Annotated in this window: 21 protein-coding genes and 1 pseudogene; 7 read left to right on the forward strand and 15 right to left on the reverse strand. The window is 62.6% G+C overall.

Features of this window, described 5'->3' with window-relative positions:
* Positions 1–87: 87 nt before the first annotated feature.
* The gene (locus JJ869_RS11680) at positions 88–1,581 is read right to left on the reverse strand and encodes a pentapeptide repeat-containing protein (protein WP_292267371.1); all 1,494 of its coding nucleotides are present in this window, start codon (positions 1,579–1,581) and stop codon (positions 88–90) included.
* 140 nt (positions 1,582–1,721) lie between these two features.
* Between JJ869_RS11680 and proS the strand changes: the two genes are divergently transcribed.
* Positions 1,722–3,065 carry a proline--tRNA ligase gene (gene proS, locus JJ869_RS11685; protein WP_292267373.1) on the forward strand — a complete coding sequence of 448 codons (1,344 nt, stop codon included), beginning with the start codon at positions 1,722–1,724 and terminating at the stop codon, positions 3,063–3,065.
* 147 nt (positions 3,066–3,212) lie between these two features.
* Here proS and glmM read toward each other — a convergent pair whose 3' ends face one another.
* From glmM to JJ869_RS11730, 9 genes and pseudogenes are all read right to left on the reverse strand, one after another.
* Complete coding sequence (gene glmM / locus JJ869_RS11690; RefSeq protein WP_292267374.1) at positions 3,213–4,556, reverse strand: phosphoglucosamine mutase; 1,344 nt, start codon at positions 4,554–4,556, stop codon at positions 3,213–3,215.
* The gene (gene folP / locus JJ869_RS11695; RefSeq protein WP_292267376.1) at positions 4,546–5,565 is read right to left on the reverse strand and encodes a dihydropteroate synthase; all 1,020 of its coding nucleotides are present in this window, start codon (positions 5,563–5,565) and stop codon (positions 4,546–4,548) included. Before folP ends, glmM begins: the two co-directional genes overlap by 11 nt.
* A 39-nt stretch (positions 5,566–5,604) precedes the next feature.
* The gene (locus tag JJ869_RS11700; RefSeq protein WP_292267378.1) at positions 5,605–6,531 is read right to left on the reverse strand and encodes a dihydroneopterin aldolase; all 927 of its coding nucleotides are present in this window, start codon (positions 6,529–6,531) and stop codon (positions 5,605–5,607) included.
* A gap of 119 nt (positions 6,532–6,650) precedes the next feature.
* Positions 6,651–7,283, reverse strand: coding sequence for a cell wall hydrolase (locus JJ869_RS11705; protein ID WP_292267380.1), 633 nt, complete (start codon positions 7,281–7,283; stop codon positions 6,651–6,653).
* Between the two features lie 185 nt (positions 7,284–7,468).
* Positions 7,469–10,048, reverse strand: a pseudogene (locus tag JJ869_RS11710) (putative PEP-binding protein).
* A 44-nt stretch (positions 10,049–10,092) separates the two neighbouring features.
* Positions 10,093–12,312 (reverse strand): glycine--tRNA ligase subunit beta, encoded by a 2,220-nt coding sequence (gene glyS, locus JJ869_RS11715; RefSeq protein ID WP_292267382.1) that lies wholly within the window; start codon positions 12,310–12,312, stop codon positions 10,093–10,095.
* The gene (locus JJ869_RS11720) at positions 12,312–12,839 is read right to left on the reverse strand and encodes a DUF6446 family protein (RefSeq protein ID WP_292267384.1); all 528 of its coding nucleotides are present in this window, start codon (positions 12,837–12,839) and stop codon (positions 12,312–12,314) included. Before JJ869_RS11720 ends, glyS begins: the two co-directional genes overlap by 1 nt.
* Before the next feature lie 3 nt (positions 12,840–12,842).
* Complete coding sequence (locus JJ869_RS11725) at positions 12,843–13,544, reverse strand: FkbM family methyltransferase (protein ID WP_292267385.1); 702 nt, start codon at positions 13,542–13,544, stop codon at positions 12,843–12,845.
* Positions 13,544–14,473, reverse strand: coding sequence for a glycine--tRNA ligase subunit alpha (locus JJ869_RS11730; RefSeq protein WP_292267386.1), 930 nt, complete (start codon positions 14,471–14,473; stop codon positions 13,544–13,546). Before JJ869_RS11730 ends, JJ869_RS11725 begins: the two co-directional genes overlap by 1 nt.
* A gap of 153 nt (positions 14,474–14,626) precedes the next feature.
* Here JJ869_RS11730 and JJ869_RS11735 point away from each other — a divergent pair, with 153 nt between their 5' ends.
* Positions 14,627–16,348, forward strand: a complete 1,722-nt coding sequence (locus JJ869_RS11735; RefSeq protein ID WP_292267387.1) for a serine protease — start codon at positions 14,627–14,629, stop codon at positions 16,346–16,348.
* On the opposite strand, the gene JJ869_RS11740 is transcribed toward JJ869_RS11735, so the two are convergent.
* Positions 16,332–17,261 carry a DMT family transporter gene (locus JJ869_RS11740; protein WP_292267389.1) on the reverse strand — a complete coding sequence of 310 codons (930 nt, stop codon included), beginning with the start codon at positions 17,259–17,261 and terminating at the stop codon, positions 16,332–16,334. The two genes, JJ869_RS11735 and JJ869_RS11740, sit on opposite strands and share 17 nt — an antisense overlap.
* Before the next feature lie 383 nt (positions 17,262–17,644).
* On the opposite strand from JJ869_RS11740, the gene JJ869_RS11745 reads away from it, so the two are divergent.
* Positions 17,645–18,688 (forward strand): endonuclease/exonuclease/phosphatase family protein, encoded by a 1,044-nt coding sequence (locus JJ869_RS11745; protein WP_292267391.1) that lies wholly within the window; start codon positions 17,645–17,647, stop codon positions 18,686–18,688.
* A 65-nt stretch (positions 18,689–18,753) separates the two neighbouring features.
* Here JJ869_RS11745 and ilvC read toward each other — a convergent pair whose 3' ends face one another.
* Positions 18,754–19,776, reverse strand: coding sequence for a ketol-acid reductoisomerase (gene ilvC, locus JJ869_RS11750; protein WP_292267393.1), 1,023 nt, complete (start codon positions 19,774–19,776; stop codon positions 18,754–18,756).
* A 132-nt stretch (positions 19,777–19,908) separates the two neighbouring features.
* Between ilvC and JJ869_RS11755 the strand changes: the two genes are divergently transcribed.
* Together JJ869_RS11755 and JJ869_RS11760 are read left to right on the forward strand one after the other, a co-directional pair.
* On the forward strand, positions 19,909–20,364 hold the full coding sequence (locus JJ869_RS11755; protein ID WP_292267394.1) for an Lrp/AsnC family transcriptional regulator: 456 nt from the start codon (positions 19,909–19,911) through the stop codon (positions 20,362–20,364).
* The gene (locus JJ869_RS11760; protein ID WP_292267396.1) at positions 20,361–20,819 is read left to right on the forward strand and encodes an Lrp/AsnC family transcriptional regulator; all 459 of its coding nucleotides are present in this window, start codon (positions 20,361–20,363) and stop codon (positions 20,817–20,819) included. The genes JJ869_RS11755 and JJ869_RS11760 overlap by 4 nt, the downstream gene beginning before the upstream one ends.
* A gap of 6 nt (positions 20,820–20,825) precedes the next feature.
* Here JJ869_RS11760 and JJ869_RS11765 read toward each other — a convergent pair whose 3' ends face one another.
* Positions 20,826–21,926 (reverse strand): Hint domain-containing protein, encoded by a 1,101-nt coding sequence (locus JJ869_RS11765; RefSeq protein WP_292267398.1) that lies wholly within the window; start codon positions 21,924–21,926, stop codon positions 20,826–20,828.
* A gap of 259 nt (positions 21,927–22,185) precedes the next feature.
* On the opposite strand from JJ869_RS11765, the gene JJ869_RS11770 reads away from it, so the two are divergent.
* A complete protein-coding gene (locus JJ869_RS11770) occupies positions 22,186–23,310 on the forward strand; it encodes an aminotransferase class V-fold PLP-dependent enzyme (protein WP_292267400.1) in 1,125 nt (374 codons plus the stop codon).
* A 149-nt stretch (positions 23,311–23,459) separates the two neighbouring features.
* Here the strand turns inward: JJ869_RS11770 and JJ869_RS11775 are convergent, their stop codons facing one another.
* Complete coding sequence (locus JJ869_RS11775) at positions 23,460–24,092, reverse strand: J domain-containing protein (protein ID WP_292267402.1); 633 nt, start codon at positions 24,090–24,092, stop codon at positions 23,460–23,462.
* A 75-nt stretch (positions 24,093–24,167) separates the two neighbouring features.
* Between JJ869_RS11775 and JJ869_RS11780 the strand changes: the two genes are divergently transcribed.
* Positions 24,168–24,425, forward strand: a complete 258-nt coding sequence (locus tag JJ869_RS11780; RefSeq protein WP_292267403.1) for a BolA family protein — start codon at positions 24,168–24,170, stop codon at positions 24,423–24,425.
* Positions 24,426–24,449: 24 nt separating this feature from the next.
* Here JJ869_RS11780 and JJ869_RS11785 read toward each other — a convergent pair.
* Positions 24,450–24,743 (reverse strand): hypothetical protein (locus tag JJ869_RS11785; protein ID WP_292267405.1); only part of this gene is annotated, 294 nt, incomplete at its 5' end.

The raw sequence follows: 24,743 nt of genomic DNA on the forward strand, positions 1-24,743 counted from the left end.
CGCCCAGAACCTCCGCAAACTGGCAAAGATCTTTCCTGCACCGCAGCAACCGCGAAACGCCTGACAGAAAAGGTGCTCGCGCAACGTTCAGCCGTCGATATTCTGCGCCAGCGAACGCCTGTTTTTCCACAGAATCGGCGCAGAGGTGACGCCTGTCACCACCGCTCTGCATAGTGACACCCCCGTCATCTGCGCCAATCTGACATCAGCACGACGCAGGTTTGCCTTGTAAAGCCCGGCATCCGCCATCCGGGCACTGCCCAGATCTGCATACTCCAACTGCGCCCAGCCAAGATCTGCGCCCTCCAACCGCGCCTCGCGCAAGGTCGCCCAGGGCAGGTGCGCCCGTCTGAGGTCGGCACATTCCATGGCGGCCTGTCTCAGCACAACCCCGTCCATCCGAGCCTTGTAAAGTATGACCCCGGCCATCCGGGCCTTGTATAAAGAGGCAACCTCCAGCCGGGCTTCGAAAAGGTCGGCACCGTCCATGCGCGCTTCTTTGAAGTTTGCCCATTCCGCGCGTGCTTTTCGGAGGATCGCTCCTTGCAGCGTCGCCTCGCGCAGAACCGCCCCTTCCAGAAAGGCGCGGCGCAGGTCAGCGCCGTCCAGTCGTGCCTTGTAAAGGATCGACCCCCGCAGGTGTGCGTCGCGCAGAACGGCGCCTTCCAGTCTTGTCTCGCACAGGATGGCCCCGTCCAACCGGGCCCCATCCAATCGCGCGCCGCTCAGCACAAGCTGCGACAGGTCGGCGGCCTGAAGGTTAGTCTCGCGCAAATCCGGGCGATACCCGCGAAATGCGGCGAGCCCACTGCGCCACTTGCGCAGGTTTGACGTGTAGGCGTCGACCGTCCCGCTGCTCAGAGGGACGGCCTCGGTGGGCCGGATCAAGACAGGGCAGGGTGTGTCAAACACCCAAGGCTCTGTCTGATCTGCCTCCGCCTCCCACAAAGCCTCGATCGTGCGCTGGGCGGCAGAACGGCGTCCGATGATGCGGATCGCAAGCGCGACATCGGCGCGGGGTGGCTTCAGTGCTGCGGCCCAGTCGCGGGCGTTGGAGTTGATCCGGTTGGCGAACCGCACCTCCCGCCACGCCACATGCTGTGCTTTCTCCGCGTCGGTTGCGCCGTCGGGCAAGGGCGTCCACTCGGGCAATGGGAAATTCACCGCCTCGGACGCCGGGGCATTTTCGCGGATATAGGCGCAGACGATCTCCATCACCCGTATATGGGCGCGTCCCCCATCAAAACGTATCGCGTTCTGTGCGATCCGTTCCAGTAACAGTAGCGCGTCGCGTCGCGCATCGAGATCAGGGGTGTTTTTGCCGTTTGGGGCGCCGGAGGGCGGGTCGACTGCGGTCAACCGCGCCTCGGCCTTGGTGATCCGTGCATGGATCCACCGTCGTCGGACCCAGATCAGCGGCGCGACCACCAGCGCGCCGATCCGCCTCACTCGAACCGTGCGATGCGTAATTGCCAAAGCAAACACAGCGATCAGTCCAATACCGGTGACGGCTGACGCAAGTCCGATCTCTTGCATCATCAGCTGCGACAACGGCAGGAAAAACGTCGCGCTGTCGCTCATGCATATCCCGGTGTTTGTTGCGGTGGACCCCGACCAAAATCCCATGCAAGGACCATACCAACTGCGCCCCGTGCGTCCCGCTCTTGTCGGTGCCGCTGCAACCCGCTAGGACGGGCCAAACCACCCATCCGAGGTCCCAGATGCGCCTGTCCCGCTATTTTCTGCCCGTTCTCAAGGAAACCCCCGCCGAGGCCCAGATCGTCAGCCACCGGCTGATGCTGCGCGCTGGCATGATCAAGCAGGCCAGCGCCGGCATCTATTCCTGGCTGCCGCTGGGCTACAAGGTGCTGCGCAACATTGAAAACATTGTGCACGAGGAACAGATCCACGCAGGTCATATCCCGATGCTGATGCCGACGCTGCAATCGGCCGATCTGTGGCGCGAATCCGGGCGCTATGACGATTACGGTCAGGAAATGCTGCGCATCACCGACCGGCATGGCCGCGATATGCTCTACGGTCCCACGAACGAAGAGCTGATCACCGACATTTTCCGCAGCCATGTGGGCAGCTACAAGGACCTGCCCCTGACGCTCTACCACATCCAGTGGAAATTCCGCGACGAGATCCGCCCGCGGTTCGGCGTGATGCGGGGCCGCGAATTTCTGATGAAGGATGGCTACAATTTCGACCTGACCAAGGAAGACGCGCTGCACGCCTACAACCGCCATCTGGTCAGCTACCTGCGCACTTACGAACGCATGGGCCTGCAGGCGATCCCGATGCGGGCGGACTCTGGCCCCATCGGCGGCGACGACACCCATGAATTCCTCGTGCTGGCCGAAACCGGCGAGTCCGAGGTGTTCTATGACAGCCAGATCACCGATCTGAAATTCGGCGACCGCGCCATCGACTATGATGACGTGGCCCAGTGTCAGGCGGTTCTGGAAGAATTCACCTCGCGCTACGCCCGCACCGACGAGACCCATGACGAGGCCGAATTTGCCAAGGTCCCCGAAGAGCGCCGCCGCACCGCGCGCGGAATCGAAGTGGGGCAGATCTTCTACTTCGGCACCAAGTATTCCGACGCCATGGGCGCGACCGTGGCCGACTCGGAAGGCAACAAGGTGCCGGTTCATATGGGCAGCCACGGCATCGGTGTCAGCCGCCTTCTGGGCGCGATCATCGAAGCCAGCCACGACGACAATGGCATCATCTGGCCCGAAGGTGTGACCCCGTTCCATTGCGGGATCGTCAACCTCAAGCAGGGCGATGAAGAAGCGGATGCCGCGTGCGACGTGCTCTACAACAGCCTCACCGCGCTGGGCCTTGAGCCGCTCTACGATGACCGCAACGAACGCGCAGGCGGCAAATTCGCCACCATGGACCTCATTGGCCTGCCATGGCGCATCACCGTCGGCCCGCGCGGGCTCAAGAACGGGGTTGTGGAACTGACATCGCGCCGCACAGGCGAGAGCGAGGAACTGCCCCCCGAACAGGCCATCGCGCGGATAGCGGCTATCTACGGCAAAACCAACGTCTGATCCCAAACTCCGGGCGTGTTTGCATCAACGCAAACAGGGGATGCGTCACCGCATCCTCGCGCCGCCGGATCGGGTGCACGGGTTCCACAGCCTTGGCCCGTTTGCGTCAACGCAACCGTCGGATGGGTCGACCCATCCGCACCCGTCTCACACTGACGCCGCGACCTCGGCCACGATGCCGTCGACAACCTCAACCAGCAGCGCCTCGTCCTCGCATTCCGCCATCACCCGGATCAGCGGTTCGGTTCCTGACTTGCGGATCAAAAGCCGCCCGCTGCCATTCAGCCGCGCTTCCGCATCCGCGATGGCGGCCTTGACCGACGCCACCTCAAGCGGCGCAACCGCCGGATCATAGCGCACGTTTTTTAGCAGTTGCGGCACCGGATCAAAGCTGCGGGCCAACGCACTCGCAGGTTTGCCGGTGCGGCACAACTCGCCCAGAAACTGCAGCCCGGCCATCAACCCGTCGCCCGTTGTGGCGTAATCCGTCATCACGATATGGCCCGACTGTTCCCCGCCCAGGTTCCAGCCGCCGCGGCGCATCGCCTCGACCACGTAGCGGTCGCCGACGCTCGTACGTTCCAGCCGCAATCCGCGCCCGGTCAGGAACCGTTCCAGCCCGAGATTGGACATCACCGTCGCCACCAGAACCCCATCGCGCAGGCGCTTTTCCTCCGCCCAACGCGCCGCCATCAGCGCCATGATCTGGTCCCCATCGGCCACCTGTCCAGTCTCATCAATCAGGATAACCCGGTCGGCATCGCCATCCAGACAGATCCCCACATCCGCGCCATGCGCCACCACTGCGGCGGCGGCCAGTTGCGGATGGGTCGACCCGCAGCCTTCGTTGATGTTCGCACCGTTCGGGGAGACACCCAGCGGAATCACGTCTGCGCCCAGTTCCCAAAGCACTTCGGGGGCAGCGCGGTGAGCCGCGCCATTAGCGCAATCGATCACCACCTTGAGTCCATCGAGCCGCAAATCCGACGGGAAGGTCGACTTCACCCGCTCCTGATAGCGGAAACGTCCATCGTCGATGCGTTTCGCGCGTCCGATATTGTCGGCCTGCGCCGGCTCCACCCCTGTTTCGATCAGCGCCTCGATTTCGGCCTCGTCCGCATCCGAAAGCTTGAACCCATCCGGGCCGAAGAACTTGATCCCGTTATCCGCCGCCGGGTTGTGGCTGGCCGAGATCATGATCCCCAGATCGGCGCGCATCGACGGGGTGAGCAAGCCCACGGCCGGGGTCGGCACCGGGCCAAGCAAGAGCACGTTCATCCCGGTAGAGGTCAGACCGGCGGTCAGCGCATTTTCGAACATGTAACCCGACTGACGCGTGTCCTTGCCGATCACCACACGGTGGACGCCCTTGTAATCCTGACGAAAATGTCGACCGACCGCAGCGCCGATCCGAAGCGCCATATCCGCCGTCATCGGATGCACATTCGCCGTGCCGCGCACGCCATCGGTGCCAAAAAGCTTACGCCCCATTCTCGAAACCCCACTCGATCGCCCGCCAGAGCGCCAACGCCTGACGTGTCTCGTTCACATCATGTACCCGTATGACTTGCACGCCTTGGGTCGCTCCATGCAAGGCCACCGCCACCGATCCCGCGACACGTGTGTCCGCCGTGCCAACACCCGAGATCGTCCCGATGAATTTCTTGCGCGACGCGCCCAGCAGGATCGGACAGCCCAAACCGTGAAACAGGGCGATGTCGCGCAGCAGGGCAAGGTTGTGATCCAGCGTCTTGCCGAACCCGATGCCGGGATCGATCAGGATCTGGTCGCGGGGAATGCCCTGTGCGACCAGTGCCTCGACCCTCTCTGACAGGAAGTCATAGACATCCAGCCGCACATCGTCATAGCGCGGCGCGTCCTGCATGGTTTGCGGATCGCCTTGGGCATGCATCACGCACACCGGCACCTGCCGTGCGGCGCAAAGCGGCGCAAGGTCCGCGTCATAGGTGAACCCGGCCACGTCATTGACCAGCGCCGCCCCGGCATTCAGCGCCGCCTCTGCGACGGGCGCCTTGCGCGTGTCGATCGAGATTGGCACGTCCAGCTCTGCCGCGATTGCCGCAATCGGCCCTGCTACGCGCCGGATTTCCTCGTCCATTGGCACGGTTTCCGCCCCCGGACGGGTGCTTTCGCCGCCAATGTCGATGATTCCGGCACCCTCGGCGGCCATGCGCCGGGCCTGTGTGACAGCGGCCTCGGGATCAAGGTAACGGCCCCCATCGGAAAAGCTGTCCGGCGTGACGTTCAGAATGCCCATCAGGGTCACACCGCCCATTTCGATGCCCGCGAAAGGCGCGCGCGGGGCGGTCAGTCGCGCCAGCACATCCTCGGGGATGGCCTTCGCCGGGATGACCTCTGACGTGCCATCGCGCCGCAATGCCACCGCCTCGGTAAACCAAAGCGGGCCACCAGCAAGCACAAACGCCTCTTTGGGGCGCAGGCCAGAACTTTGGGGCAGGGGGCGAAAATAGACTGTCATGGCGCGTGCATGAAACGCAAATCGTGCTTTGACAAGCGGCTAGAGCACGCTTTCGCCGATGGGGCTGTTGCGAACTGAAACATTCGCCATGGCAGGGGCTTCCGCACCGATCACCAAAAGCTCGCTTGCGTCCATCTCTTCGGCGAACCAGCCGGTCAACGCGACGGTGTCGGTCACCGGCATGTCCGGACCCTCGACCGCGTCCAGCACGATCTTCGATGGAGCCCAGATACACACCTGACCGTTCTTCATCGCCCAGTCGAGCTCGGTGCGCGTGGCCACCACCTTGCACCGCGCGTCGCGGGCGGCCAGAACCCATCCATTCTGTTCGATGGCCAAAAGGTCTATGCGGCGCTGCGCCATGCGGTGTCCCACGTCAGCCCGTGGTTCATCGGGCAGACCGACGCAAAGGATTAGCGGCGCATGTTCCGCACAAAGCGCATCAATCCATGCGCCCAGATGGTCCGATGTCATCGCGGCATTGCTCAGATAGACCACCCTTGGGTGCGGGCGTTCCTGGCTGGTATCCGGCACGCCTCCCCCCAGATCGCTGCGGGACCGCACGATTTCCACTCCCAGCGCACCGGGGCCGCGATCCAGCTTCTCGATCCGCACAAAGGCCCGCAACGCCTGCGGCTCCAACAGGATGCGTTCTGCAATCCGTTCGGCCAGCGTTTCCAGAAGGTTCAGCCGTTCCGCGCCCAGCTCGGTTGCAATCGCTTCGGTCACCCGGTCATAGGACAGGATACGGTCCACGTCGTCGTCGATATGGCCGACGATGGGCTGCACTTCGACCACCACGTTGAAACAGACCCGCTGCCGCGTGCCACGTTCCGCCTGAAACGCGCCAATCTCGACCTCGACAATGTGATCCCGCAGCGAAATGCGGTCCACGGGTCCACCATCGGCGGTGGCAATCGCGCGTTCGGACGGGTGCGCAAAGGCAAGTCGAATTTCAGAGCTCATGGCGCATCCCTCTTGTCAGTCACGTCCCGGCTACCAGAGGATACCGCAAAAGAAAATGCCGCGAAGGGGCATTTTACGCACCGCTCGCGACATCCAAAGGGTCAAAGCCCGTGTTCGGTTCAGCCGTTGGAGCTGACACGCCATGTGTGGCGGTAGAAGACATGCACACCGATTGAGGCCGTCTTGGTATAGGTGCGCGACCAGCGCGGGTTCACAGCGGTGGTGTGATAATGCGTGGCGCCGTTCGTCAGGTTCATCGGCGCGCGGCCGTCCAGAATAGCACGGGCGACCTTGCCGACCCGATCCCAGGCCTGCGGTTCGCGGATGCGCTCGGGGATGCCATCGCAGGTATAGGTGAACTGGCACTGGTATTTCTTGCCTGTGCCCTGATGAATCACTCCGCAGACACTGTCGGAGAAGCGGCCGCTCTTGACGCGGTTCATGATCACTTCGGCAACGGCGAACTGGCCCTTGATGGTTTCACCGCGCGCTTCGAAATAGAGCGCTTCGGCAAGACATTCCCACTGCGCGCCGCCAGAGGCTGCGTTTTGGGAGTTCAACCAGGATGCGTTGTAGATTGCGGCGTTGCGGGACACAGGGGTCACCAGCGATGTCAGGTGTGATTGTCCTGCGGACGCCATTACGGTTTTTTCTTGGGTCAGAAGCTCTTGTGCGGCTTCTTTCGTGCGCTCTGCCAAAGACGGCGTGGCCATGAAGGCCGCAGCCAAAATCAATGCAAACAATCTCGTCATACCGAGTGTTGATCTCGCAGCGTTGTGGGTGGCGACGCTGTGCACAAAAATGTATCAACGCCGCGCAGTCGACGGGCTGTTACAGAAATATTGAGGTTTTAACAAGTTTTGCTGCCATGCATGTCATACATGGCCGATGCCCGATCAGGGATTACGGCAAGATTTAGGCATAAACTTGCTCGAATCTACCCGATCTTGTCGGCCAACGCAAGCTGTGCTGCGGCAAGTCGCGCCACCGGAACCCGGAACGGAGAGCAGCTCACATAGTCGAATCCGGCTGCCCGGCAGAAGGCAATTGATTCGGTATGGGCGGCATGTTCGCCGCAGATCGACAGGACCACATTGGGTCGCGCAGCCCGTCCGCGCACCACGCCAAGCCGCAGCAACTCGCCCACACCCTCGGTATCGAGGATATGAAACGGGTCTTCGTTGAACACGCCCTGCCGGACATATTCTGACATGAAGCGCCCGGCATCGTCGCGCGACAGACCATAAGTCATCTGTGTGAGGTCGTTGGTGCCGAAGCTCAGGAAATGCGTGTGCTCGGCGATGTCACCCGCCCTTAGGCAGGCGCGGGGGGTCTCGACCATGACCCCCAGACGATAGGTGAAATCGGCGCTGTTTTCGGTCCGCACAGCCGACGCAACCGCCTCGACCCGGCCGCGCACGAGTTCCACCTCGCGCTTGGCCGACACCAGCGGGACCATGATTTCGGGCACGATGGTGATGCCTTCATTGGCCGCCTCGACCGTGGCCTCAAAGATGGCACGGGCCTGCATGTCATAGATCTCGGGCACCGAGATCCCCAGTCGGACACCGCGCATGCCCAGCATCGGGTTGTATTCCGCAAGGCTGTCGATCCGACGCGTCACGTCGCTCACCGGAATGTCCAGCGCTTCGGCCAGTTCGCGCTGGCCCGCGCGGCTGGTGGGCAGGAATTCGTGCAGCGGGGGGTCAAACAGGCGGATGCACACCGGGTGACCCTGCATGATGCGGAAAAGTTCAAGAAAATCCGCCCGTTGCATCGGCAGCACCAGTTCCAGCGCCGCCTGACGGTCCTGCGGGTTCTGCGCAAAGATCATCTCGCGCATCGGGGTCAGGCGTTCCGCCTCGAAGAACATGTGTTCGGTCCGGCACAGCCCGATCCCTTGCGCGCGGAAATGCAGCGCGGTCTTTGCATCCGCTGGTGTGTCGGCGTTGGCGCGCACGCCAATGTCGCGCTCGGCATCTGCCCAGCTCATGAAGGTGCGGAAGGTCTCGTCCAGCGTCGCTTCGATCATCTGGACTGACCCGGCCAACACCTGCCCGTTGGTGCCGTCCACCGTGATCTCGTCCCCTTCGCGCAGAACCCGGCCATCGGTGGCCACCAACTGTTTGCGCTTGACGTGGAACCGCAGACTGGCGGCACCCACAACACAGGGAAGGCCCAAACCCCGCCCGATCACCGCTGCGTGGCTGGTCATGCCGCCCCGTTCGGTCAGCACTGCGCAGGCCACATGCATGCCGCGAATGTCCTCCGGGCTGGTCTCGCGCCGCACCAGCACACAGGGTTCGCCGCGTGCCGCACCGGCCTGTGCCGCCTCGGACGAGAACACGATCTTGCCGGTCGCTGCTCCCGGACTGGCGGCAATGCCTGCCCCCAGAACATCGCGCTTTGCCGTCGCGGCCACCTGACGGTGCAACAGCTCGGACAGGGCGCGCGGCTCAATGCGCATCACCGCTTCCTGCTTGGTGATGATCCCGTCCTCGGCCAGCCGCACCACGATCCGCAATGCCGCCCGCGCGCTGCGTTCCACGCGCACACCGTCCAGAATGTGCAGATTGCCGTTCTCGATGGTGAACTCGATCTGCATCTCTTCGCGCAGCCGCGCCCGCATCAGCGCCGCATGTTCCTTGAGCGCGGCAAACGCCTCTGGCGCCAGCTCTTCAAGCGACGGTCCGCGCGGGTCTTTCTCAAGGAAAATCGACGCTGCCCCGCCATCCAGCGCCTCGCGCCCCTGACTCTGGCTCAGATACCGGCCCGTGACCTGTGGCAAACCGGTGAACGAGTTGACCAGTTGCAGCACACCTGATCCACATTCGCCGCTGCCCAGACCCAGCGCCATTTACTGCACCACAAGGCCCAGCCCCGCATCCACCGGAGCACCCTTGGCCTGACGCAAAAGCCGCGCCGTCGTGCCTTCCCAGGCCCGCGCCATCGACCGCAGGATTTCGGCAAGCTGCACCGCAGGGTCCTGCGGAAACGGCTCTTCCGCCTCTTCCTCGTAGATCTGCAGCGCCTCGGTCAGCGCATCATGACCCTCGCCTTCGATCTCGTCGAACGCTTCGGCATCAAGACGCGCCACGTCGATCGCGTAATTCATCACGAAGCGCAGATAGATTTCGGTCGCGGCGGGTGTCCCGATCTGGTCACACAGCGCGACGTAACGCGCATCGTTCATCCCGATGTTGAGCACCGCTCCGGGGCCACCCCAATCCGGGTCTTCCGAGGACGGACGCACGCAGAGCAGAGCGTTGGAGTCAAATTCCGACAGGATTCCCGATACATCCGGACGATAGTCCGACGCGATCTGATGCACTGACGCAAAAGACAGCGCCACGGTGCGCGGCACTGGCAGATCCAGCCGCACAAGCCGCTGCAAACACTTGGCCCGCCCGCCATGGGTTGGCGTGGACATGGGCGATGTGGGTGTGATCAGCGTTACATCGGGGTTGTCAGGACTTGGTTTCTGCACCGCAGCACCTCTTAAATGTGCACGCAGCATACGAAGGATCGTAGGGCTGACAAGTAAAGTTTACACTCTTCCTGTCAGCCTTCTATTCGGGTCAGGTCTGCGACCTGCAAACAGGTGCTGCGGATCGTGCTGAGAAGGTTCAAACGGTTGCGCCGCAAAACCTCGCTGTCCGCATTAACCTGCACCGCCTCGAAAAACGCATCCACCGGGCCACGCAGATCGGCCATCGCCGCCATGGCCGCGCTGAAATCCTGCTCTGTCATCGCCGGGGCGATCTTGGCTTCCGCCTGCGCCAGAGCGTCGAAAAGGGCCTTTTCCGCGGGGTCTTCGGCAAATTTCGGATCGGCCCCGAACGAATACTCCACCCCGTCCTTTTCCTCGGCCTGCGTCAGGATGTTGTTGGCGCGCTTGAACCCCTGAACAAGGTTTTCCCCGTCCTCGGTGTCCAACACCGTCTGCAACGCCTTGGCCCGCTTGACCAGAAGTGCGAGGTCATCATTGCCGGGCATCGAGATACAAGCGTCGATCACGTCATGCCGCACACCTTGATCGCGCAGGTACACCTTGAGCCGGTCGTGGAAGAAGGAAAGGAGGTCGACCGATTTGTCGGGAACCGCCCCGTTCATTGCATCCAGCCCATCAGTCGCACCATCACGCTGCGCTTTCAGCGTGCGATAGGCCGCGCCGAACACACCATGTGCGGCGATTTCGCGGATCAGATCATCCACGTCGGTCTCGCTCACTTCGTCGATCAGGTGGCCTTTGTGACGGACAAGCTGCAGGTCGATGAATTGGTCGAGCGGCAGGCTCAACCCATTCTCCAGCACCAACCGGATCACCCCGAGCGCGGCACGACGCAGCGCGAACGGGTCCTTCGACCCCGTCGGCTTCTCGTCAATCGCCCAGAACCCGGTCAGCGTGTCGATCTTGTCAGCCAGCGCCACCGCCACGGACACGGGCGTAGAGGGCACATCATCCGACGGGCCAAGCGGCGAATAATGCTCCTGACAGGCCGCGCCAACCTCGGGCGGCAAACCTGCGGCATCGCTGTAATAGCGCCCCATAAGCCCCTGAAGTTCAGGGAATTCGTACACCATTTCCGACGCCAGATCGGCCTTCGCGACACGTGCCGCCTGCGCCGCCAGATCAGCATCCGCACCCACCATTGGCGCAAGCTCGCGTGCCAACGCGGCGATCCGCTCGATCCGGTCGCGCTGCGATCCCAGCTTGTTGTGGAACGTCACGTTCGACAGGCTGTCCGTCCACGCCGTGAGACCCTTGTTCTTGGCCACCCGCAGGTCGTTTTCCCAAAAGAACTTCGCATCCGACAGACGCGCCGACAGCACCTTCTGGTTCCCCGCAAGGATCGTCGCGCCGTGGTCTGCGGTTTCCCGGTTCGCCACGGTGATAAACCGCTCGATCCGCCCGGTCTTGGGGTTCTTCACGGAAAAGAACTTCTGATGTTCCTTCATCGAGGTCTGAAGCACCTCTGGCGGCAGGCCAAGGAAATCCTCCCCGATCTGCCCCATCAGAACGACCGGCCATTCCACCAGCCCCGCAACCTCGGCCAAAAGCCCCTTGTCCTCAACCACCTCAAGCCCGCTTGCAAAGGCCTGATTGGTCGCGTCCTGCCAGATCGCCTCGGCCCGCTCGGCGGCATCCAGCACCACATGCGCGCGCTTCAGCTTGGCCTCGTAATCATCAAAACCCGTCACATCGAACGCGCCGGGAGCCATGAACCGATGGCCTTCGGTGATGCGGCCAGACACGATCCCGTCCACATCAAGCGGCACAACCTCGGACCCATCCTCGCGCGTCAGCAGGCAGATGATCCGATGCAACGGACGCACCCAGCGCAAGCTGCCTGCACCCCAACGCATCGACTTGGGCCAAGGGAAATTGCGAATCGTGTCCTCCAGCACCTCAGCCACGATCTCGGCAGCAGGGCGGCCCGGCTTTTCGATCACCGCATAGAATACGCGGACCTTCTTTTCGTCCCGTTCGATCAACTGATCCCGCGTCACACCGGCACCGCGCAGAAAGCCCTCGATCGCCTGCTCCGGCGCATCGGTGCGCGGGCCCTTGCGCTCTTCGGTCACATCCGGCGACCGCTCGGTCAGCCCGTCCACCCGCAACGCCAGGCGTCGTGGCGTGGCATAGGCCGCAGCCCCGGCATAGGTCAGACCCGCCTCGACCAGACCATTGGTCACGCGCGACTTCAGGTCGTCAGCAGCCTTGGCCTGCATCCGCGCCGGGATTTCCTCGGAAAAAAGCTCGATCAGAAGGTCGGGCATCAATTGCCTCCGTTGTCGCGTTCCGGGCAATCGTCGCCCAAGGGGCTGCCATCATAGGCCTTGTCCCCGCAATCGTTGATTTCGTGCCAGATATAGCCGCGCCCGTCTTCGGTCACCGCAACCACCCGGTCGATGCCGAATTCGAGGTTGCGCTGGCTGGTGAACACCTGCGCGCGGCCCATGTCGATGTCATCGCCAATCGTCTCGGCATCAAAGCAGTCAAACCAGCCCGGCGCGTTGCGCGGTGCCGCGCCCACATATTGTTCATAGGTCGATGTCAGCGTCGACAGCGGTGTTTGCGTGGTGAAGCACGCTCTGAACCTGATGGGCGAGCTTTCGGCGTCAATCGCTTGAAAATCCTCGTAAAGGATCGTTTCTTTGCGTCCATCCAATGTGGTCAACTGCACGTCGTCAACGCCGTTCGGGGTCACTGTCTCGTAATAGGCGTACACCTGCAGGTAATACATCGCCACGCCTGCAATCAGCGCGCTGACAACAATGACGATGGTCAGGATCTTGCCGGTCATGGCCTATTTCCAATCCATGTTCACGCGGGGCTGCGTCATCTGCGCCGCCCGATCCCGCAGCGCGTCAGTGCGCGCCAGAAGGTCGGGAATGCGGCTCTCGTGTGTTTCAACAAAAAGGTGCCCGATCCGGGTTTTGACCGGATGGTCAAAAAGCGCTTCCAGAAGCGGCACCTCGGCACCTTCGATGTCCATCTTGATCACCGCAATCTCACCCTCCAACCCCTCCAGAAAGGCAGGAAAGTCGATCACCTTCACATCCACAGCGCTGGCCGTGTCGATATTGCGCTTTTGCGCGATAAGGGATGACGACTGCGACTGCTCCACCGGATCGGCATCAAACGACGCTGTGCGATAAAGCGGAAAGGTCCCGTCCTCGGTCCCCGCCGCGGCCTCGATCACCTCGACATTCGGAACGTCCGCCAGCCGCGTGCGCAGTTCCGCTGCCGTCCACGGGTCTGGCTCGAACGCATAGACCTTGGCGGCATGCGCCGCCATCGTTCGCGTGTGCTGGCCCAGATTGGCCCCAAGGTCGATGCAGATCTTACCTGCCGCACCTGCCAAAGCCTCCCGAAACTCTGCCTCTGCCGCCGGCGCAAAAAGCTTGCGCAGCTTGCGGCGATATTTCAGCCCAAGCTCCCCCGGCAGGTGTTGCATCAGGCCATATTTGGCCCGCCGCAGCGGCGTATTTCGGTTGGCGGATGCCATCAGGCCGCATACCCCCCAGCGTCCGTCATCACGAACGCATCCGCACAGCGTTTCGCCAGCGCGCGCACCCGGCCGATATAGCTTTGCCGTTCCGTGACCGAGATCACACCGCGCGCATCGAGCAGGTTGAAGATGTGGCTTGCCTTGATGCACTGGTCATAGGCCGGATGCGCCATGATGATGCGCTTGCCGGTTTTGGGATCATCCGCGTCCTGATCCAGTATCCGCGCACACTCCGCCTCGGCCTCTTCGAAATGGCGCAGCAGCACATCCGTGTCCGCCACGTCAAAGTTCCAGCGCGAATACTCCTGCTCGGTCTGGCGGAACACGTCGCCATAAGACAGCGCGATGGGCGCATCCGGATCGTTGTAGGGCATGTCCATCACGTGATCGACGCCCAGCACATACATCGCCAGCCGCTCCAACCCGTAGGTCAGCTCGCCCGACACCGGATGACAGTCATGCCCGCCAACCTGTTGAAAATACGTGAACTGTGACACTTCCATGCCGTCGCACCAGACTTCCCAGCCCAGACCCCACGCGCCCAGCGTCGGGCTTTCCCAGTCGTCCTCGACAAACCGGATGTCATGCAGCGCCATGTCGATCCCGATAGCGCGGAGCGACCCTAGATACAGCTCCTGAAGGTCGGGCGGCGACGGTTTGATCAGCACCTGATACTGGTAATAGTGCTGCAAACGGTTGGGGTTCTCGCCATAGCGCCCATCGGTCGGGCGGCGCGACGGCTGCACATAGGCGGCGGCCCACGGCTTGGACCCCAAAGACCGCAGGGTGGTGGCAGGGTGGAAGGTGCCAGCGCCGACTTCCATATCATAGGGCTGCATCACGGCACAGCCCTTGCTGGCCCAATAGGACTGCAGACGGAGGATGATCTCCTGAAAACTGCGCGGCTTCGTGATGGTCTGGTCCATGGCGATGTCACCCCGGTTTGCACTCGCGCCTGATTAGGCGGATGGGGCAGGCGGGTCAATTGCGTGCGAGGCTCTAATTTTCGCGTTCCAGTGGCGTCGCAATCTTGTTAGAGCATGGAGTTGAATGACATTTTTCGGGCAGGTGGCAAGAGAATGGCGCGCAAATTTTTGTTTTCGGTGATCGCGACCCTGATGATGTGGGGCCAGACGGCTTTGGCACAGGACAGTGTTTATGTTCAGATCGAAGCCCAGCCCAGCCTCTCCGTCACCGAAGACCGCTTGCGGGATTATGCCTCCGTCCTTCCCGATGTGAACGGATTCGACCTGGGACGCGGCTGGTATGGCATCGCCCTTGGGCCGTACCCGCGCAACGAAGCCGAAAACGTGCTGCGCAGCCTGCGCGCGCAACGGCTTATTCCCAGCGACAGCTATCTCGAAGGGCCGGATCGCTATGGCCAGCGGATTTGGCCCATTGGCGCGGGCCCTGCCTCCGTGCCCCCGATCACAGCGCCCGAGATTGCCGTTGCCCCCGAACCCGAACCGCAAGCCACCGACGAAACCCCGCGCGAGGCGCGCGAGTCCGAGGCGCTGCTGAGCCGCCAAGAGCGCGAGGCGCTGCAGATCGCCCTGCAATGGGCAGGCTACTACAATTCGGCCATCGACGGCGCGTTTGGCCGCGGCACGCGGGCCTCCATGGCCGCTTGGCAGGCCGATAACGGCTTTGAAGCGACGGGCATCCTCACCACAGCGCAACGCGCCGAACTGTTCCGCCAGTATAACGCCGTTCTCGAAGGCATGGACATCACCTCCGTGCGCGACACCCGCGCTGGCATTGCCATCGACCTGCCGCTCGGCGCTGTCGCCTTCAGCCGCTACGACAGCCCGTTTGCGCATTTCGATGCAACCGGAACCGTGGAAGGCGCACGTGTCCTGCTGATCAGCCAGCCGGGCGACCGCGACCGTCTGGCCGGGCTCTACGAGATCATGCAGACGCTTGACATCGTGCCGCTGGAAGGCCCGCGCGAGCGCAGTGGAGACCGGTTTACCCTGACCGGGCAGGACAGCCGCATCGTCTCGCATACCGAAGCACGCCTCGCGGATGGCGCGATCAAGGGCTTCACACTGATCTGGCCCGCAGGTGACGAAGAGCGCCGCAGCCGCATTCTGGCGGCGATGCAGTCCAGCTTTGCGCCGATTCCGGGCGTACTTGACCCGGCGGTGATCGCCGAGGACAGCCAAAGCGTCGATCTGGTCGCAGGCCTTGCCATCCGCCAGCCCAAGCTGACCGCCTCGGGCTTTTTCGTCGACCGTCAGGGCAGGGTGGTCACCACCGACACTGCCGTGGCCAATTGCGGGCGCATCACGCTGAACAGTGATTACAACGCCGAGGTGATGGCCACCGATCCGGCACTTGGAATCGCTGTCCTGCGCGCAACCCAGCCCTTGGCCCCGAATGACATCGCCCAGTTCCGCGACGGCGCACCGCGTCTGCAATCCGAGATCGCCGTGGCGGGCTTTTCCTTTGGTGGCGTTCTGCCCTCGGCCACGATGACCTTCGGACGCCTCTCTGATCTGCGCGGCCTGAACGGCGAAAACACGTTGACCCGGCTGGCCATCAGCACGCTTGACGGGGATGCGGGCGGCCCGGTGCTTGACGATGGCGGTGCCGTGATCGGGATGCTGGTGCCGCATGACGTGGGTGGCCGGCAATTGCCGGACGACGTCAACTTTGCCGCCAACAGCGCAGCCGTGCAGCAGGTCTTGTCGCGCGCAGGTGTCGCACCGCAGGTCACGCCGGGGCTGACCCGGCTTGATCCGGTGGACCTGACCGCCAAAGCCACCGCGATGACCGTTCTGGTCAGCTGCTGGGAGTAACCTGACGCCGGAAAAGCCGGTTCAAGGCACCCCATTGGCTGATCAGAACGCCGAGCAGGATCAACCCCATCGCCAGCAAAAGCTGGATCTTGAAGGGTTCTCCCAGCACGACAATGCCCAGGATCACCGACCACATCGGCACCTGATAGCTGACCAATGACATGAAGACCGGCCCTGCGCTGCGGATCACAAGAATACGCAGCATGTTGGCCCCGGCGGTCGGGATCAATCCCAGCAACGCCACGATCCACAGCGTCCGCGTGTCCGGCAGCGGCGGTAGCCCCTCGACAACAAGCGCTGCCGGGATCACCAGCATCGACCCGAACACCAACGCCATCGCGGCCAGCCCGAACGGATCAATCGGCGGCAGGCGGCGCACCAGCACCGAGCTGACCGCATAGCACCCTGCCGCGCCAAAGCAGGCCAGTCGGCCATAGGGTTCGATGGGATCGCCGCTCGACGCAAAGGCCTGTCCGCCCAACAGCACGGCGACGCCGACAAACCCCACCAGCATCCCGATGGTGCGGCGCGGCGTGATCCGCTCGCCCGGGACGAAGACATGGGCGAGCGGCAACATGATCAGCGCACCCGACGCCATCGACACGCCCGCAAATCCTGATGTCACCGTCTGCTGTCCCCAGCTGAGCAGCATGAAGGGCACCGCCGAATTGAACAGCCCCGACACCGCCAACGCGCGCCATGCGGTGTCCTTTGTCAGAAACAGCCGTCCGCCCCGAACTTGCCAGATGGCGACGGCCAGCAGCGCGGCAAACCCGATGCGCCCGGCCGCCAGCCAGAACGGTGTGATGCCCTCCAGCGCCAGTTCGGTGAACAGGAACGTGGCCCCCCAGATAAGGCCAAGCGTCGCCACCATGCCCCAGCTGGCAGGAGTGATCTGTGGTTGGGTGTGCATCAGAGTCAGGCATCCTGATCGGAGGTTCGGCCAAGTCCTGTGGCTGGGGGTGCAACCGGCGGGCCTTCGCGGTGCTCTCTAGACCTGTGGCTACGCCTCGGCAACGGCTTTTGGCACAAACATGGGGTCTCAGAAGGACCACATAAACGAGAATTCCATGATCCAGTGCGTGCTGCATCTGGAGGACAGCATGAGATCCGCGCGCACCCCACATCACCCTCGGACAGGCCCCGTTTCCGCCAACGGAAACGCGCGATGCGTCGACGCATCGCACCCACCGTTCGTCCCAAAGCGCAATCCGTGCTAAGCTCATCCTCGCGCATGTATTGGCGTTCTCAATTTATTAAGCACCGCAGACATTTGACCTCAAAAGGCTTGGCACAATGACAGATCACCTTGTTGCATTCTGGAATCTCGAAAACCTCTTTGGCCCCGAAAACCACGTCCATCGCATCCCTTGGGTGGCGGATCAGGTGGCCAGCGATCTGAGCGGCTGGACGCCGCAAATCTACCAGACCAAACTTGACCAGCTCTCCGCAATCATCCGCCAGATGAAAGGTGGCGCGGGGCCGGACATTCTGGGCGTCTGCGAGGTCGAGGACGATCACGTTCTGAACGATCTGACCACCGTGCTCCACGCGGCCCTGCCACAGCGCACCTACGCCACCGTGCATGCCACAGCGGATCTGAGTTCACGCGGCATCGACACGGCCTTCATCTATGATGCTGCTCTCTTCTCGGTCGATCCAAGCCTTGTCTTCAACCATTTCGTCATGCGCCGCACCGGCACCCGCGACATCCTGCAGGCCACGTTCAAACGCCTGACCACAGGGGCCGAACTCGTGGTCATGGCCAACCACTGGCCCTCGCGCTTTGGCGGGCGCGGTCCTGAGGTCAGTTCGGGCTTCCGCGCCACGGCGGGCGAAACGCTGTCCTATTGGCACAGCCGCATTTTTGAAGCGGCCCCCTTGAAAAACCGCACCCCGGTGCTCGCGCTGGGGGACCTGAACGACGACCCGTGGGACCGCAGCGTCACCATCAACGCGCTGGCCACCCGCGAGCGCGGCGATGTCGAACGCGCCACGTCGCCAAGGTTCTACAACATGACATGGGAATACATGCTGACCCAGACGACCGACCTCAACGGCAAGGCGCGGCTTCTTGAAGGGACGCTCTATTTCGACAAGAACGGTAATCTCTTTGACCAGATCCTCGCCAATCGCCCGCTGCTCGACAAGAAGACCGACAGCGGTTTCAAGGTGGTGACAGGCACCGCGCAAGTCATCGCACTCCCCGAAATGGTGTCGCACAAAACCGGCGAAGGCCCGCGCCGCTTTGGCCTGCCCAAGGGCGACGCGGCCAAGAACGTGGATCTGACCGGGTTCAGCGACCATTTCCCGGTCGGCGTCATGGTACGCGAAACCTGACAGCGCTGTCCCCAACGAGAAAGGGCGGCCCACCGGACCGCCCTCTGCTTCGATAATCCCGAAGATCAGTTCTTCGACTTGTCGACCATCTTGCCTGCCGAAATCCACGGCATCATGCCGCGCAGCTTTTCGCCGGTCGCTTCGATCTGGTGCTCGTCGTTGATGCGACGGGTTGCCTTGAACATCGGCTGACCCACGGCGTTTTCCTGCATGAAGTCACGCACGAACTTGCCGGTCTGGATGTCGGTCAGAACCGCTTTCATCCGCGCCTTTGTCTCGTCATAGGGCAGGATGCGCGGGCCGGACACGTACTCGCCGTACTCGGCCGTGTTCGAGATCGAGTAGTTCATGTTCGCGATGCCGCCTTCGTAGATCAGGTCCACGATCAGCTTCACTTCGTGCAGACACTCGAAATACGCCATTTCCGGCTCGTAACCGGCTTCCACCAGGGTCTCAAAGCCCATGCGGATCAGCTCAACAAGGCCACCGCAAAGAACCGCCTGCTCACCAAAGAGGTCGGTTTCGCACTCTTCGCGGAAGTTCGTTTCGATGATGCCCGAACGGCCGCCACCGATGGCCGAGCAGTAGCTCAGACCGATTTCCAGCGCACGACCCGACGCGTCGTTGTGAACCGCCACAAGGCAGGGCACGCCGCCGCCCTTGGTGTATTCGCCGCGCACGGTGTGGCCCGGACCCTTGGGCGCCATCATGATGACGTCGACACCGGCTTTCGGTTCGATCAGACCGAAATGCACGTTCAGACCGTGGGCAAACGCGATGGCCGCGCCTTCCTTCAGGTTGTCATGCACATATTGCTTGTAGGTCGCTGCCTGAAGTTCATCGGGCATGGTGAACATGATCAGGTCGCACCAGGCCGCCGCTTCGGCGATGCCCATGACCTTGAGCCCTTCGCCTTCGGCTTTCTTGGCCGAGGGCGAGCCTTCGCGCAGGGCGACGACCACGTTCTTGGCGCCAGAGTCGCGCAGGTTCAGCGCGTGGGCGTGGCCCTGGCTGCCGTAGCCCAGAATGGCCACTTTCATGTCTTTGATCAGGTTGATGTCGCAATCGCGATCGTAATAAACGCGCATGATGTTTCCCTCGTCTGCGTTTCGATTGAGGGGCACAATAGGGATTTTCCGTGCAGACAGGCGGCGAACTGCGCGTATCGCGACAAATTTACGGGGATTTCATTCTCATATGGCGCATGATACGGAGATTTCATGCTCGACGCCACCGATCTCCGAATCCTGCGCCAGTTTCAGGCCGCCCCCGATCTGCCCACCGCCGATCTGGCTGACAGGGCAGGGGTCACGCCCACCACGCTCGCGCGCCGCATCGACAAGATGCGCGAAGCAGGCATCATCCGCGCCGTGCGCGCGGTGATCAACTGGCCCGCCTTGGGCTACACGGTCGAGGTGAGCTTACGCGTCACCCTCGACAAAACCCAACCCCGCGCCTTTGACGAATTCCTTGCCGCCGCCCGCGAGGTGCCCGAGGTGATCGAGGCGCAGACCTTTCTGGGGCAGGTCGACGCGCGCCTCTCCGTCATCGCCCGTGACATGCCGCATTACCAGCAGGTCTACCGCGACAAACTGCTGACCCTGCCGCATATCGCCGATATCGAAGCCCGGATGCATGGCGCGCGCGTGAAATTCGACGAGACGCTTCCCCTATGATCGACCTCGACGACATCGACCGCGCCATGATCCGTGCCGTGGCCGCCGACGCCCTGATCAGCGCAGGTGCTTTGGGCCGGCAACTCGGCCTCAGCCAGCCCGCAGCGTGGCGCAGGCTGAAACGCCTGAAAGACGCAGGCGTCTTCCGGGGCCAAAGGCTCGATCTCGATGCACAGGCGTTCGGATTTACGGTGACTGTCTTTCTGGGCGTCAAACTCGCCACCAAGGGTCGCGTCAGCCTGGAAGATTTCGAACGCGCCGTGACCGCGATCCCCGAGGTGCAGACCGTGGAACACGTGCTCGGCCTCTACGACTACCGCCTGCGCGTGGTCGCCCGCGACATCGCCGATTTCGAACGTGTGCTGCGTCGCCGCATTATGACGCTGCCGGGGGTGGGGAATATCGACGCCAATGTCCTTCTCAGCGAAGAACGCCTGCCCGGTCCGATCGGCTAGGCCGCATCAGGCGGCATTGCTCAGAAGCGCAATCGCCTCGTGCCGCTTGAGCGTATAGCGCGCCATCTGCTGCGCATCGAGGATCAACGCTTCGGTTTCTTTCAGGAGTCCAAGAATTTCGTCCCGCGCATCGTCCTCGACACTCTGCAGCGCCATATTCCCGGGATAGAGCGTTTCAGCCGGGCAGCCCTCGGCGAACACCACATGATGCGCGTCACACAGAAAGTGCCAATACTCCACCATCGGCCTCGGGTCAGGAACAATGGTCGTTCCGTTCACAAGGTGTTTGGCCGCCACGAAAACCTCATCCTCACCGAACATCAATTCGGCTTTGGAGCCGCGCAGCAACATGCGATGGTTGGGGGATACCCACAGATCCCGGATGTTCCCCAATGCGCCACGGCTGATGCGGATGGGGGTATTGACCCCATTGCCCGGCACCCGGACATGCCCGATCCAGCGGATCGGCTTCGGTCCCGCATCCAGCGTGTTGACCTCGTCGCCTTCGCGTAAGGACTCGATAAAGCGCGGGCCTCCGGGAGTTTCGATCAGCGTGCCAGCCGCAAAGCAGATGACCACCAGAAAATCGGCAACATCCGACGAAAACGAACCGTCAGCGGCTTCCTCAGGTGAGATGATCCCGTCGCCATTCAGGTCGAGATCCTCGTTTGTAGGTATCTCTAGTGGCCCATTCTGTGTCGCGAGCGTTTCAAGAATATTCACACCGGCAATTGCGGCCACATCGCCAAGCACCGGTGCGCCAGGATCGGTCGAGGTGAGCCCAGTTGCGTCGATCTCCAAATAGCGGTCGCCCATGGTCCGGCGTCCCATGTCGACATCGGCGCTGCCGGTATAGGTGTATTTGGCGATGTCGTTGTAATAGTCCGAGGCATTGTCGTAGACGATGATCGACGTGACCACTGAGTCCTCGGTCAGGACTCCGTCCACGGTCGTGTTCTCGACAACATAGACGACAATATCATTGTCTTCGAACAGCGCCGTGGCGCTGTGCAGCATATATTCCCCACCGTTTGACGCGTTCGTATTCGTCGTCTGCGGGTCACCCACGACGCTGAATCCGTTCAACAACAACGTGGTTGTTGCCATGCCTGCTCTGCCTCTCGGGGTCTGTCGCCCCTTTTGATATTTTTATATCGAAAGATAACGCGCCCCGCCGCAACAGGTCAAATGTTCATAATTTGGAAACAATATCGGCTTTTGAATGTGACCTTAGGGCACCTTGCCGGGGGTTTTGCGCGGCCCGAGATATGGCCAATCGCCCATGCCGCGACTTTTTGCACGCAACAAGGCTTTGCCAAACGCCCGCCGCGCCGCTACCCAAGACGAAACTCAGGGAGGCTTTGCAATGGCTCTGCTCGATACGGTTGACCCGACGGGTCTCGAAGAATTCTCGGTCGTGTTCACCGACCGGTCGCTCAATCACATGTCCAAGTCGTTCCAGAAGGTGATGACCGATATTTCAGCCATGCTGAAAGAGGTCTATCACGCTGATGCCGTGGCCCTTGTGCCCGGCGGTGGCAGCTACGGGATGGAGGCGGTGGCCCGCCAGTTCGGGCAGGGTGCCAAGACCCTGATCGTGCGCAACGGCTGGTTCTCGTATCGCTGGACCCAGATCTTCGACGCGGGCAAATTCGGCGGCGATACCGTGGTGATGAAGGCCCGCCAGACCGGGAATGAACCCACAGCACCTTTCGCGCCCGCGCCCATCGCCGACGTGACCGCCCGCATCCGCGAGGAAAAACCCGACATCGTCTTTGCACCACACGTCGAAACCAGTGCCGGGATCATCCTGCCCGATGATTACGTGACCGCTCTGGCCGATGCAGCGCATGAGGTGGGGGCCCTTATGGTGCTCGACTGCATCGCCTCGGGCTGCGCATGGGTGGATATGAAGGCCACGGGTGTCGATGTCCTTATTTCAGCCCCGCAAAAAGGCTGGTCCGCCACACCCTGCGCCGGTCTTGTGATGCTGTCCGACCGCGCCGTCGCACGGATGCAGGACACGACGTCGAACAGCTTTGCCGTCGATCTCAAGAAATGGCACCAGATCATGCTGGCCTATGAAAATGGCGGCCATGCCTACCACGCCACCATGCCCACCGACGGGCTCAAGGCGTTCCGCGACACGATGGTGGAAACCCGCGATTACGGCTTCGACAAGCTGAAAGACGCCCAATGGGCGCTCGGAAACGCCGTCCGTGCGCATCTATCGGCCAAAGGCATCCACTCTGTCGCGGCCGACGGCTTCGGCGCACCCGGCGTGGTGGTGAGCTACACCTCCGATCCGGAAATTCAGTCCGGCCGTGCCTTCGCCGTCCGTGGCATGCAGATCGCCGCAGGTGTGCCCCTGCAATGCGATGAGCCGCCCGAATTCAGCACGTTCCGCCTCGGTCTCTTCGGCCTCGACAAGCTTTATGATGTCGATGGCACCGTCGCCCGGCTGACCAGCGTGTTGGACGAGGTGCTCTGACCCGGCCACGCGTCCGGACCGATCCGGTCCAAATGCCCACATCTGCCTAAGGCGCATCCAAGCCTGCCCCGTAGGCCGGGCTTCAGCCCGGCTTACCGGCATGAAAAAAAGCCGCCCCGAAGGCGGCCTTTTCAACAACACCCAACCCATCACTTGAAGTTGCGGCTGTCCTTGATCTGATCCCAGGCCCAGACCACCTCTTGCAGCTGTTCCTCCTGAGACCGATCCCCGCCGTTCATATCCGGGTGCAACACCTTGATCAGCGCCTTGTACGACTTGCGCACCTCGGCCTTGGTCCACGTGTCCTTCGCCTCGAGGATCTCGATCGCGCGCCGCTCGGTGGGCGGCAGCCGCTTGGTATGCCCCGCCGAAGTGCCCGCCTTGCCGGGGTTGCGCGTGGCATTGTTGCCCAGCACCTGATGCGGGTCCTCGATCCCCAGCCGCGCCCAGGCCTTGGCCTCGGGATCGCGCCAATCCTTCGTCTGGCGCTCCCACACCTTGTCCGACGTCGCCTGCGCGTTCATCTCGGCCTCGGTCTTGCCGTCGAAGAAGTTCCACTTGGTGTTGTACTCGCGCACATGCTCCTGGCAGAACCAGAAGTAATCATCCAGAACATCCGGCGCTTTCGGCGCCCGGAACTTGCCCGCTTCCTCGCAACCCTCGTGATCACACAGACGGGTCGAGGTCTCGGACGCACCGGACATCCCCCGTCGGCCGCGGGGGTTCTTCTTCTTGGCCGATTTGATCGACATATCGAAACCGAATGGATCTGATTTGCTCATAGCCTGCCCTTTCCGACTCGGAGGCAACACTCTAGACCAAAACGCGACAGAGGTAAGGTGGGGAAGGCGAAAAAAATGAACAGAACCCAACAGATTGAGACACGGTTGCGCGAGGCGCTGACCCCCCGCGAACTCACCGTCATCGACGACAGTGAAAGCCACCGAGGCCATGGCGGCTACCAGGAGGGCGGCGAAAGCCATTTCCACGTGATCATCCGCTCGGACGCGTTCGAGGGCAAATCCCGCATCGCGCGGCACCGCATGGTGCACAAGGCGCTTGGCCCAGAGCTGGTCGCAGCCATCCACGCGCTTTCGATGGATCTTGACACGTAGGGGGCGTGCTTGCACGCACCACGCTCAAGCAGGCCGCGTTTCCTCGGTGCCTTCCTCGAACTCCGTCTCTGCTGCGCTGTCCGCCTCGGCCACCCCGTCGCCCTCGGGCACCATCGAGGTCACAACCGCCGCCGTCGCCGCCGCCGTCAGCACTGGCTCGACCCGCCCCGCAGGGGCAGGGGCCCCGGCCCCCTCGGGCGCGGCCGCCCCCGCCCCCGCCCGCCGGACCACCATCACTGTCCCCCACTCCGTCTCCGCCCCCGCCCCCCCCCCCCCCCCCCCCCCGGCCCGGCCGCCCGCGCCCCCACCCCCCCCCCC

Source organism: Marivita sp. (assembly GCF_017643905.1).
Classification (GTDB): domain Bacteria; phylum Pseudomonadota; class Alphaproteobacteria; order Rhodobacterales; family Rhodobacteraceae; genus Marivita.